This window comes from Nocardiopsis sp. TNDT3, from assembly GCF_003427465.1.
Classification (GTDB): Bacteria; Actinomycetota; Actinomycetes; order Streptosporangiales; family Streptosporangiaceae; genus Nocardiopsis; species Nocardiopsis dassonvillei.
On record NZ_QPFC01000398.1, the window covers coordinates 1 to 10,789 of the forward strand.

Sequence of the window (10,789 nt, forward strand, 5' to 3'; positions counted from 1 at the left end):
CGGCGGGGCAGAGCCGGGGGAGGGGGGCACGGCATCAACGACGCAGCCGGGCGCGGATCAGTTCCACGGCACCGGTCAGCTCCGGGACGCGCAGCAGCCGCGCGCATCCCAGGAAGAGCAGCGCGCCCAGGACGCATCCGGCGGCCGGGGCGCCGATGTAGGTGGCCAGGCCGGGGCCGACGTAGGTGTCGAAGGCCCAGAGCACACCGAGGCCGGCCGCGATGCTCGGGACGGCGGCCAGGTGCAGGCGCAACAATGTGCCAATGACGTGCTTGCCGTCAAGCCCCCCGATGCGCCGGCTCAGCACGATTCCGGCGATGGTCAGCCCGGACAGGAACGAGATCATGAAGCCCGCGGCCACGCCCACGACCACCAGGTTCGGCGGAAGCACCAGGTAGGACGTCAGCGCCAGGGCGCTGTGCACGGCCAGGTTGGCGAGGCCGAGCATCGCGGGGGTGCGGGTGTCGCCCATGGCGAAGAACACGCGCAGCATGAGCTGGAACACGGTGAAGGGCACCAGCCCCAGCGACATGACCGCGAGGATCTGGCCGATGCTCTCCGCGTCGTCCACCGAGATGGACCCGCGCGCGAAGGCCAGGACGGACAGCGGCTCGGCGAACATCGCCACCGCGAAGGCGGTCGGAACCAGCACGAACGCGGAGACGCGCAGGGTGCGGGAGAAGTCCGCGCGGACCGCGTCCCAGTCGTGGTCGTCGGCGTGGGCGCTCATCCGGGGCAGCAGCACGGTGATGAGGGAGACCGCGATGATCGCGTACGGCAGCTGGAAGAGCTGGTACGCCAGGTTGTAGGCGCTGATGCCCGCGCCGACGTCCAGGCCCTCCCTGATGCTCGCCACGTTCGCGGCGTTGGCGATGTTGGTGGTGATCCACAGTCCGGCCTGGGTGAGCAGGGTGTAGAGCATCATCCACCCGGCGGTGCGCACGGCGTCGCCGAGCCCGGAGCCGCGCAGGTCCAGGCGGGGCCGCCAGCGGTAGCCGGTGCGGGACAGGGCCGCGAACAGCACGACGGCCTGGAGCGCCATACCGGCCGCGGTGCCCGCGCCCAGCAGGGTCAGCTGGCCGTCGGTGACGGTCTCGGGGGTGCGGCCCGGACCGGCCACCCACAGGAACACGGCCGCCACGCTCATGATGACGAGGTTGTTCAGCACCGGGGCCCACACGGCCGCGCCGAACCGGTTGCGGGTGTTGAGCATGGCGCTCAGCAGGCCGCTCATGCCCACGAAGAAGATCTGCGCCAGCAGGTACCGCGCGAGGTAGACCGAGGCGTCGAACTGGATCGGCGTGAACCGGGAGCCGTAGAGCCAGATGAGGAACTCGGCGGCCGCGATCGCGACCGCGGTGAGCAGCAGCAGCGCCAGCAGCGTGGTGGTGAACAGCCGGTCCTCGGTGGCCTTGCCGCCGTCCGCGTCGCGCTTACGCCGCTTGACCAGGAAGGGGATGATGACGCTGGCCATCAGCCCGCCGATGAGTAGGTCGTTGAGGATGAAGGGGATCGTGTGCGCCGTGTGGTAGGCGTCACCGAGCAGGTGGGTGCCGATGGCGGCGCCGAGCACGATGGTGCGGGCGAAGCCGGTGATCCGGGAGGCCAGGGTGCCCACGGCCATGATGGCGCTGGAGCGCATCATGCCGCCGCCGCCCGACCCGGTGTCCCCGCCCCGGTCGGAGCCGCCGCCGGAGTCCCCTCCGGACCCGGGGGCGGTGTCGGTGACGGGACCCGGCACATCACCCTCCTCGAAGGTGGGCGCGGGGCCGCTCTCGGGACGGACCGCGCTCGGGACCGGGGCTTGCGGCTGGGGGCGTCGGCGGTGCTTCCCGCCGCCGTTCGAAGAGTCGGTGACCACCGTGGATCAGGCTTCCTTTCGTCCGACTGGGGAATGTCCGGCCGCGGCGCCGTGGTCCGGCGTCCGCGGGTCGGCCACGCGGGTGCGGACCGCGTGCGCCGACATGGAGACGTGCGGGTGTGTCGACATGGCGTCCTGTCGGTAGGGAGCCATGTCACCCTCTCCGGAACCGCTGGGTCACGTGCCCGTGCCGTCGCGGTCCCGCTCCGCGCCGCCCGCCGCGGCTGGGGAGTCGGCTTTCTCGTGGCCGGAGTGGTCCTCCGGCCGCTCGGTGTCCTCGGCTCCGTCCGCCTCCCCGGCGGGGGAGGCGTCCTTCGCGGGGGAGGGGCCCCCGGCAGTGTCCGAGGCGGTGTCGCGGTCCGTCGCGGAGGAGGTGCTCCCGGACGGGTCCTCGGAGGGTGTTGCCCCGGAGTGTGGGACGCCCGCGGAGCCCTCGGTGTTCGCGCCGTCCCGGTCCGCCCCGGAGGCGGTCCCGGAGGTTTCGGAGGCGGCCGCGGCGGCCTTGCTGCGGGCCCACTTGCGCAGCGCGCGCGGGGCCAGGGCCGCGACGAGGATCAGCAGGCCGATACCGCTGATGGCCAGCGCCTGGGTGCCCAGACCGGTGGCGTTCACCGGGATCTCGACGTCCTGGCTGCTGATCGGCTCGCCCTCGGAGTTCTGCAGCCCCACGTTGAGGACCGTGCGGCCGTTGACCCGGGCCGACAGCGGGATGTACACCGTGGTCCTGGTGCCCGGCTCCAGCTCGAAGGAGTGGTTGTACTCGCCCACGCTCAGGCGGTCGGAGTTCTCGGAGAAGACCGACAGGTTCACGAAGACGGTCTCGTCCTCCAGGTCGTTGGCGACCAGGACGCCGGTGGTGCCGGTCCGGCTGGCCAGGGTGACCGGCTCGCCGGGGATGACCCGCACGTCGTTCATGCGGTCCTGCACGTCCTGGGCGACCAGGGAGCGGGTGGCGCCCGCCATGGCCTCCTCCTCCCGCCAGTACACCGACTCCAGGCGCAGCAGCGCCGGGCGGAGCGGGTCGCTGTCGCCGACCAGGACGCTGTTGAACAGGCGCACGTCCCGGCTCACGTCCTCGATCAGCTCCAGGTAGGTGGAGCTGAGCTCCTCCCCGTAGGCGCTGTCGGGGTAGGTCAGGGACCGGCGGGTCCGCTCGCGCTCACCGGCGTCGGGCAGCTCGACCTCGTCCAGGCTCCGGGGGGACAGCCACGGCAGGTCCTCGGAGGCGGCCAGCACGCCCCGGGCGAACTCGGCGTCGGGGTTCCAGTCCGGCTCCGGTGAGGCGACGACCACCCGGCCGCCCCCGGCGTTCTCGCCCGCGATCATCGCCGTCTCGGCGGCGAAGCGCTGGAGCGCGAGCTCGGACTGGCCCGGCTTCCCGGTGGGCATGGACAGCACGTCGGTGATGCCCTGGTCGGCGACCAGGGCGAACGGCTCCTCGGACGCCTCCTCCTCCGGCGCGGGGAGCGGGGCCTGCGCGGTGGGGGTCGTGGACAGCCAGGACACGGCGGGCAGGGCCCTCTCGTCGAGCAGGAAGCGGGTCGCGCCGTGCGAGGCGAGCAGCTGGTGGACGCCCCGGTCCATCAGGCCGCCGGGGGGCAGGGCGAAGGTCTCGTCGGCCTCCGTCTCCAGCGCGCGCAGGACCGCCTCCTGGCCGACCCTCAGGGCCGCCTCGGCGTCGGAGCCCATGTCGTTCCGCAGCAGGGCGGCCAGGTCGGCCCGGGCGTAGGGGGTGGCCACGACGTGGTCGGCGGCCAGCACGCGGCGGGCCTCGCGCAGCCACACCTGGGCCGCCTCGCTGGCCTCGACCTCGTGCCGCACCGGCTCGGACTCGGCGGGCACCGCGAGGGGGTCCTCCACGACCGCGTGCCCGGAGGAGGCCATGCGCAGGATGTCGTCGAGCGTGCCGGGGTCCACGGCCCAGGTGACCGGGACCCCCCCGGTGCGCTCGGTGGCCTCCTCGGCGGACTCGTCCTCGTCCTCCGCGTTCTCCGCGCCCTCGCCGGTGGCCTCCTCCGTGGGGAGGGCCTCCGCGGTCTCCTCCGCGGTGGCCGTGCCCTCCGAGGGCTCCTCGGACTCCTCGTTCAGGCCCAGCAGCTCGACCAGGTCCTCCTCCCCGGCCTCGAAGGACACCGGCGCCTGCGCCCCCGCGGCCAGCAGGCGGCCCAGGCGGCCGTCGGCGGCGACCGACGAGTGCAGGTCGTCGTCGAGGAAGGTGTCCTCGTCCGCGCGCTGGGGCGACGCCATCAGCGGCCACACCCAGGCGATGTCCACGGAGGGGACGTCGTCCCCGCCCGTGTAGGGGAGGAAGGTGTACTGGGAGCCGATGACCCGGCCGCCCCCGTCCACGGCCTCGACGACCAGCGGGTAGACGCCGTAGGAGTCCAGGTCGAGGTCCTCGACCGGCACGCTCAGGGAGTACTCGGCGCTGGCCTCGGGGGCCAGTTCCGCGGCGACCTCCTCGTCGGGCCCCGGCGCGTCGGGCTGCCAGCCCTCTCCCGAGGCGAACTCGTCCAGCTCGCCGCGGTCGCTGAAGGGGTGCCGCGAGTAGCTGAGCCGCACGCTGACGTCGCTCAGGTCCTCGGAGGTGGTGTTGGTCACCTCGCCGACGACCCGCAGGGTGCTGTCCTCGTCGGCCGCGTCCGGTGTGACGCGCTCGACGACGAGCGGATCGGCCGTCTGCTCCGCGTTCGCGGACGTGGCCGGTATCGGAAGCAGCGCGGTGGTGAAGGCCATGACCACCGTCGCGGAGACAAATCGACGCAACGCTTGACCGGTTTCCTGACTCGGGTCCAGGTGGCCGTCCCGCCGGTGACGCGGTGCGGGGGGACGGTCGGAAGTACCCGCACGGCGCACACGGCGTACGCGGGTCGGGTGGACGCGGGGCAACCGGGGCGTCCTACCACTTCCCTCGAAGATACCGCCTTCCCCGTGCGTGGAGTCGGGTCGCGGCCGTCGCGCGGCGTGTGTGGGGAAACCGGGTTCCCCGCCGAACGGCGGCGGACCGCCGATCCGTGTACGGCCCGGTACCGGGGGCGGGGACGATTCGCGGTTTGCTTCGGGCGCCGCCTAGTCTCGTGGTGTGCCGAACACAGAGTTTTCGCGGGAGAACGACGCCGCCCAGCAGCCGGACGCCGGGGACGCGACCGGTGCGGGCGCGCTGACCGGTGCGCAGCGCGCCGCGGTCACGGCGTTGGCGGACTCCTTCCCGACCGTCTCGGAGGAACTCGGCGAGCGCTTCGCCGCGCACGGCCAGCAGCTCGCCCTCGTCGGCGGACCGGTGCGCGACGCCCTCCTGGGCAGGCCGGCCAACGACGTGGACCTGACCACGGACGCGGTGCCCCAGCGCATCCTGGAGCTCGTGGACGGCTGGGCCGACTCCGTGTGGACCGTCGGCATCGACTTCGGCACCGTGGGCCTGCGCAAGAAGGGCCTCCAGCTGGAGGTCACCACCTACCGCAGCGAGTCCTACTCGCCCAAGTCCCGCAAGCCCGAGGTGGCCTACGGCACCGACATCCACGACGACCTGCTGCGCCGCGACTTCACCGTCAACGCCATGGCGGTGCGCCTGCCCGGCCTGGAGTTCGTCGACCCGTTCGGCGGCCTGGCCGACCTGCGGGCCAAGGTGCTGCGCACCCCCGGCAGGCCCGAGGACTCCTTCAGCGACGACCCGCTGCGCATCATGCGCGCGGTCCGCTTCGCCGCCCAGCTCGGCTTCACCCTGGCTCCCGAGGTGGCCGAGGCCGCCCGGGACATGGCCGACCGGCTCTCCATCGTCTCCGCCGAGCGCGTCCGCGACGAGCTGACCAAGCTCATGCTCAGCCCCGACCCGCACCGCGGCATCGAGCTCATGGTGGACCTGGGCATCGCCCGGTACGTGCTCCCGGAGATCCCCAAGCTGCGCCTGGAGATCGACGAGCACCACCGGCACAAGGACGTCTACGAGCACTCGCTCACCGTCCTGGACCAGGCGATCGAGCTGGAGGAGAAGCGGGGCCACGAGCCCGACCTGGTGCTGCGCCTGGCCGCGCTGCTGCACGACGTCGGCAAGCCCAAGACGCGCGCCTTCGAGTCCGGGGGGCGGGTGACCTTCCACCACCACGAGGTGGTGGGCGCCTCGATGAGCCGCAAGAGGCTCACCGCGCTGCGCTTCCCCAAGGACGTGGTGTCCGACGTCAGCACCCTGGTCGAACTGCACCTGAGGTTCCACGGCTACGGCAGGGGCGAGTGGACCGACTCCGCGGTCCGCCGGTACGCCCGCGACGCCGGTTCGCAGCTGGAGCGGCTGCACATCCTCACCCGTGCCGACTGCACCACCCGCAACCGCCGCAAGGCGGCGGCGCTGGCGCGCTCCTACGACGACATCGAGCGGCGCATCGAGCTGCTCGCCGAGCAGGAGGAGCTGGACCGCATCCGCCCGGACCTGGACGGCAACGAGATCCAGGAGATCCTGGGGGTCAAGCCGGGTCCCGTGGTCGGCCGCGCGTACCGCTTCCTGCTGGAGCTGCGCCTGGAGAACGGCCCGATGGGCAGGGAGGCCGCGACCGAGGAGCTGCGCGCCTGGGCGGCCGAGCACCTGTGAGGGTCAGCGGCCCGGCTTGACCGCCGTGACCGCCATGGCCATGCCGAACACGCGCAGCGGGGTGTCCTCCAGGGTGTCGGACAGGGTCTGCAACGCCGTGGTGCGGCGGTCGAACGGCGGCATCAGGTAGTCGATGGCGCGCACGCGCAGCCCTGCTCCCCGCAGCAGTCGGCCCATCTGCTGGGTGGTGAACGCGCGCGCGTCCGACATGCGCGCGTGCAGGGGTCCGACCCAGGGCAGGAAGGGCGCGGTCAGCGCCGAGCGGCGCCGGCCGCCCCACAGCACGCCGTGGGTCTCGAAGGGGAACCAGCGGTTGGGCGTGGTCAGGGAGAACGCGCCGCCCGGCTTGAGGACCCGGCGGACCTCGCGCAGGGCGCCCTCCAGGTCATCGACGTGCTCGACCACCTCGAACGCGGTCACGCGGTCGAAGGTGTTGGCGTCGAAGGCCAGCGCGTCGGCGGACATCTTGTGGATGCCGATCCGGTCCTCCAGCCCGGTGCCCGCGATGCGCCCGGCGAACGCGTTGAGCCGCTCGGGTTCGAGGTCGATCGCGTCCACGCGCACGTAGCCCCCGGCCAGTTCGACCGTGTAGGTGCCGTCGCCGCAGCCCACGTCGAGCAGGCGGTCGCCGCGGACGGGCAGCTGCCGGGTCACCGCCCCGACGCGCTTGACCACCCCCCGCGGCCCGAAGGCGCTGGAGGCGTCGCACAGTGCGTCACCGGTGTTCATGGAGGACCATCCCCGCTGTCGACAAGTCTCCCCGTGGACACTACAACACGTGACGACATGGTGACGTGTCGATGTGTCGCCAGGTCGACAGGGCGCTACGCGACCTCGCGCTCCGCCTCGGCGGCGCTGGCACGGCGCCCGCGCACGACCCAGGCGGCGCCCATCACCAGGTAGGCCGCGGCCATCGCGACGACCACCGCGGGGTTCACCCCGGACGGCGGGACCAGCGCGGCGGCCAGCGCCGCGCCCAGGACGAACGTGGCGTTGAACAGCACGTCGTACACCGAGAACACCCGCCCCCGGAACGCGTCGTCGACATGTCGCTGAACCAACGTGTCGACGGTGACCTTGACCCCCTGGGAGACGAAGCCCAGCGCGAACGCGGCCACGGGGAAGAGCACGGGTGAGAAGGGCAGTCCGAACACCACCAGGACCGCCGACGCCGCCGCCAGCTGCAGCGCGATCCACGCCCCCGGGGCCATCCGGGCGGTCGCCCACGGCGTGGCCACCGCGCCCACCAGGAACCCCGCCCCCGACAGGCCCATCGCCACCGAGAAACCGGCCAGTCCGGCCACACCGCCGCCGGTGAAGGTGTTGTTGTACAGCAGCAGCGTCAGCAGCGTGGAGATCCCGAACAGCACCCGGTGGCCGCCGATCGTGAGCAGCGCGTCGCGGGCCTCCGGGCGCGCCCAGAGGTGGCGCACCCCCGAGACCATGCCCCGCACCACGTTGCGCACGGCCGCCGCGACCTCGTCCGGTTCCCGCTCCAGGTGCGGTCCCAGCTCGTCGTGGCCCAGGGTGAGGGAGACCAGCGCCGCCCCGGCGAAGCCGAGCGCGGCCATGGACAGGATGAGCCCGGTGCCCAGGGCGTCCTCGCCGCCGAGCAGCCCGATCGCGGCGCCCGCCCCCGCGCCCAGGAAGCTCGCCGCGGTACCGCTGGTGGGCGTGACCGCGTTGGCCATCATCAGCTTGTCCCGGGCCACCACGTAGGGCAGTCCGGCGGACAGCCCGGACAGGAAGAAGCGGTTGACGCTCAGCACCAGGAGCGCGGTGAGGAGGAAGGCGGGGCTCTCGCCCCGTGCCACCAGGAACGCGCTCGCCACCGCGAGCGCCGCCTTGGCCAGGGAGGACAGCAGCAGGATCTGGCGCCGGGGCCACCTGTCGATCAGGACCCCGGCGAACGGCGCCACCACCGAGAACGGAAGGAGCAGCACCGCGAAGGCCGCGGCGACGGCGCCCGCACTGGTGTGCTGCTCGGGGGTGAAGAAGACGAAGCCCGCCAGCCCGGCCTGGTACACCCCGTCGGAGAACTGCGCCACCAGCCGGGTGCCGAACAGGCGGCGGAACCGGGGCCCCCGCAGGACCACGCGCAGATCACCGAAGAAGGACACGGCACCAAGGGTAGGCCGTGCCCGGGGCCGGGGCGGCCCCGGGGAGGAGCGGGCCCGGCCGTGCGCCGGGACCGCCCTCAGGAGCGCTCTACTCGTCGGCGCCGTCGTGCTGGCCCGAGGCGATGAACTGCTCGACCTTCTCGTGCGCCTCGGCGTCGCTGTACTGCTCGGGCGGGGACTTCATGAAGTAGGAGGACGGGGCCAGGATCGGGCCGCCCATGCCGCGGTCCTTGGCGATCTTGGCGGCGCGGACCGCGTCGATGATGATGCCCGCGGAGTTGGGGGAGTCCCAGACCTCCAGCTTGTACTCCAGGTTCAGCGGCACGTCGCCGAACGCGCGCCCCTCAAGGCGGATGTAGGCCCACTTGCGGTCGTCCAGCCACGGCACGTGGTCCGACGGGCCGATGTGCACCGAGCCTGCCTTCAGCTCGTGCGGGATCTGGGAGGTGACGGACTGGGTCTTGGAGATCTTCTTGGACTCCAGGCGGTCGCGCTCCAACATGTTCTTGAAGTCCATGTTGCCGCCGAAGTTGAGCTGGTACGTGCGGTCCACGATCACGCCGCGGTCCTCGAACAGCTTGGACAGCACGCGGTGGGTGATGGTCGCGCCGATCTGCGACTTGATGTCGTCGCCGATGATCGGCACACCCGCTCTGGTGAACTTCTCGGCCCACTCGGGGTCGGAGGCGATGAACACCGGCAGGGCGTTGACGAAGGCCACGCCCGCGTCGATCGCGCACTGGGCGTAGAACTTGCCCGCCTCCTCCGAGCCCACCGGGAGGTAGGACACGAGCACGTCGGCCTTGCTGGCCTTGAGCGCCGCGACCACGTCCACCGCGTCCTCGGGGGACTCCTGGATGACCTCGCGGTAGTACTTGCCGAGCCCGTCGTAGGTCGGTCCGCGCATGACGGTGACGCCGGTCGGCGGCACGTCGCAGATCTTGACGGTGTTGTTCTCGCTGGCCGTGATGGCGTCGGCGAGGTCGTGGCCGACCTTCTTGGCGTCCACGTCGAAGGCTGCGACGAACTCGATGTCGCGCACGTGGTACGGGCCGAACTGCACGTGCATCAGGCCTGGTACCCGGGACTCGGGGTTGGCGTCCTTGTAGTAGTGCACGCCCTGGACGAGCGACGCCGCACAGTTGCCGACGCCCACGACGGCTACACGTACCGAACCCATTGGTCCTTGCTCCTTCTTGTTCGCGAACATGGATTCCACGGCGCACGACGACGGGACCGCGCCGACGGCGGTTCCGGGTCCCGTCGCCACGCGTTCGTTTCCCGTATGTGGTCAGCAGCGCACACGGCGTTTCTGTTCCCACCCGCCGCCCCGCACCGCCCTCGGTGGTCGGTGTCCGGCGCGCGCGGTCCCCGTGCCCTCCGTGCCGTCCTCTGCGGACGGCCAGGGCACGGTTCGCGTCCCGCGACCGGGAACCGCGGGGGGAACATGCATGTCTGGCTGTTTTGTTCAGTTCTGACTCTATCTCCGCCCACCCGCGGGCCCGCATGCCAGACCTGTGACACGTGTCCGCGCGCGTGCGTCCGGGCTACGACCGCCGTCCGTGAACCTCCGGAGTCCTGCGGGGAAAATCTCACACACCCATCCCTACCAGCGCCGACACCGAACACTTCTCGGGCGGGTCGACGCCCGGCCGACTCGCCGGCGTTCGGTTTGCCCGCTCTGAACTGGCACGACGGGCGGTTCCCGGCGAAACATGGCCAGGTGTCCCAAGACGCGCGATAACCTCGCGCGTGGGTTGTGCTATACCGTTCGATCGCTCTAACGTGACCTGTGATTTGCGTGCGTAGCCGGTAGAGCCCCCGGACCCAGCCCCTGCCGCGGCGGCGTTTCCGTAGGCACCGAGCACCGAGGGCTGTCGCTCCCGCAGGCCAACGACCAGGAGGAAGAAGCGGCTTACGTCTTCGCGACCTGTGTGAAAACCCCCGCGCGCCTTCGGGCGTCCTTTATCAAGCCTTGAACGACAGGCACAGCGTTGGACACGGCCACGCCGGTCCGGTCCACGCAGTCGTCGCGAGAAGCAGGTCGCGGATCACCGATCCCCCAGGGGGACCGTCCCCCCGTTTCCACCAAGGAATCGTCAGGCCGACCGGCCGTGAGAGGCAATCGAGGACCACGTGAGTACCGAACGACGACGGAACGCCGATGGCGGCCGTCGCCGGGCCGACGGCCCGGCCGACGGCTCGCGCGGCGGCGGCGGACGACGC

General features: G+C 72.0%; 6 protein-coding genes. 1 reads left to right on the forward strand and 5 read right to left on the reverse strand.

Going from position 1 to position 10,789, the window contains the following annotated elements:
• Positions 1 to 34: 34 nt before the first annotated feature.
• Positions 35 to 1,861, reverse strand: a complete 1,827-nt coding sequence (gene murJ, locus DQW06_RS10635; protein ID WP_041552988.1) for a murein biosynthesis integral membrane protein MurJ — start codon at positions 1,859 to 1,861, stop codon at positions 35 to 37.
• A gap of 177 nt (positions 1,862 to 2,038) precedes the next feature.
• Positions 2,039 to 4,597, reverse strand: coding sequence for a DUF6049 family protein (locus DQW06_RS10640; protein WP_117198370.1), 2,559 nt, complete (start codon positions 4,595 to 4,597; stop codon positions 2,039 to 2,041).
• 346 nt (positions 4,598 to 4,943) lie between these two features.
• On the opposite strand from DQW06_RS10640, the gene DQW06_RS10645 reads away from it, so the two are divergent.
• A complete protein-coding gene (locus DQW06_RS10645; protein ID WP_094805222.1) occupies positions 4,944 to 6,443 on the forward strand; it encodes a CCA tRNA nucleotidyltransferase in 1,500 nt (499 codons plus the stop codon).
• A gap of 3 nt (positions 6,444 to 6,446) precedes the next feature.
• On the opposite strand, the gene DQW06_RS10650 is transcribed toward DQW06_RS10645, so the two are convergent.
• From DQW06_RS10650 to DQW06_RS10660, 3 genes are all read right to left on the reverse strand, one after another.
• On the reverse strand, positions 6,447 to 7,172 hold the full coding sequence (locus tag DQW06_RS10650) for a bifunctional 2-polyprenyl-6-hydroxyphenol methylase/3-demethylubiquinol 3-O-methyltransferase UbiG (RefSeq protein WP_013155838.1): 726 nt from the start codon (positions 7,170 to 7,172) through the stop codon (positions 6,447 to 6,449).
• A 95-nt stretch (positions 7,173 to 7,267) separates the two neighbouring features.
• Positions 7,268 to 8,563 (reverse strand): MFS transporter, encoded by a 1,296-nt coding sequence (locus DQW06_RS10655; RefSeq protein WP_071623099.1) that lies wholly within the window; start codon positions 8,561 to 8,563, stop codon positions 7,268 to 7,270.
• An 88-nt stretch (positions 8,564 to 8,651) separates the two neighbouring features.
• Positions 8,652 to 9,743, reverse strand: a complete 1,092-nt coding sequence (locus tag DQW06_RS10660; protein ID WP_013155836.1) for an inositol-3-phosphate synthase — start codon at positions 9,741 to 9,743, stop codon at positions 8,652 to 8,654.
• Between the last annotated feature and the right edge of the window lie 1,046 nt (positions 9,744 to 10,789).

What these genes read in the sequence shown, in the direction of transcription:
- DQW06_RS10660 (WP_013155836.1), bottom strand. Translation starts at nt 9,743, where the DNA reads ATGGGTTCGGTACGTGTAGCCGTCGTGGGCGTCGGCAACTGTGCGGCG.
- DQW06_RS10640 (WP_117198370.1), bottom strand. Translation starts at nt 4,597, where the DNA reads ATGGCCTTCACCACCGCGCTGCTTCCGATACCGGCCACGTCCGCGAAC.
- DQW06_RS10650 (WP_013155838.1), bottom strand. Translation starts at nt 7,172, where the DNA reads ATGAACACCGGTGACGCACTGTGCGACGCCTCCAGCGCCTTCGGGCCG.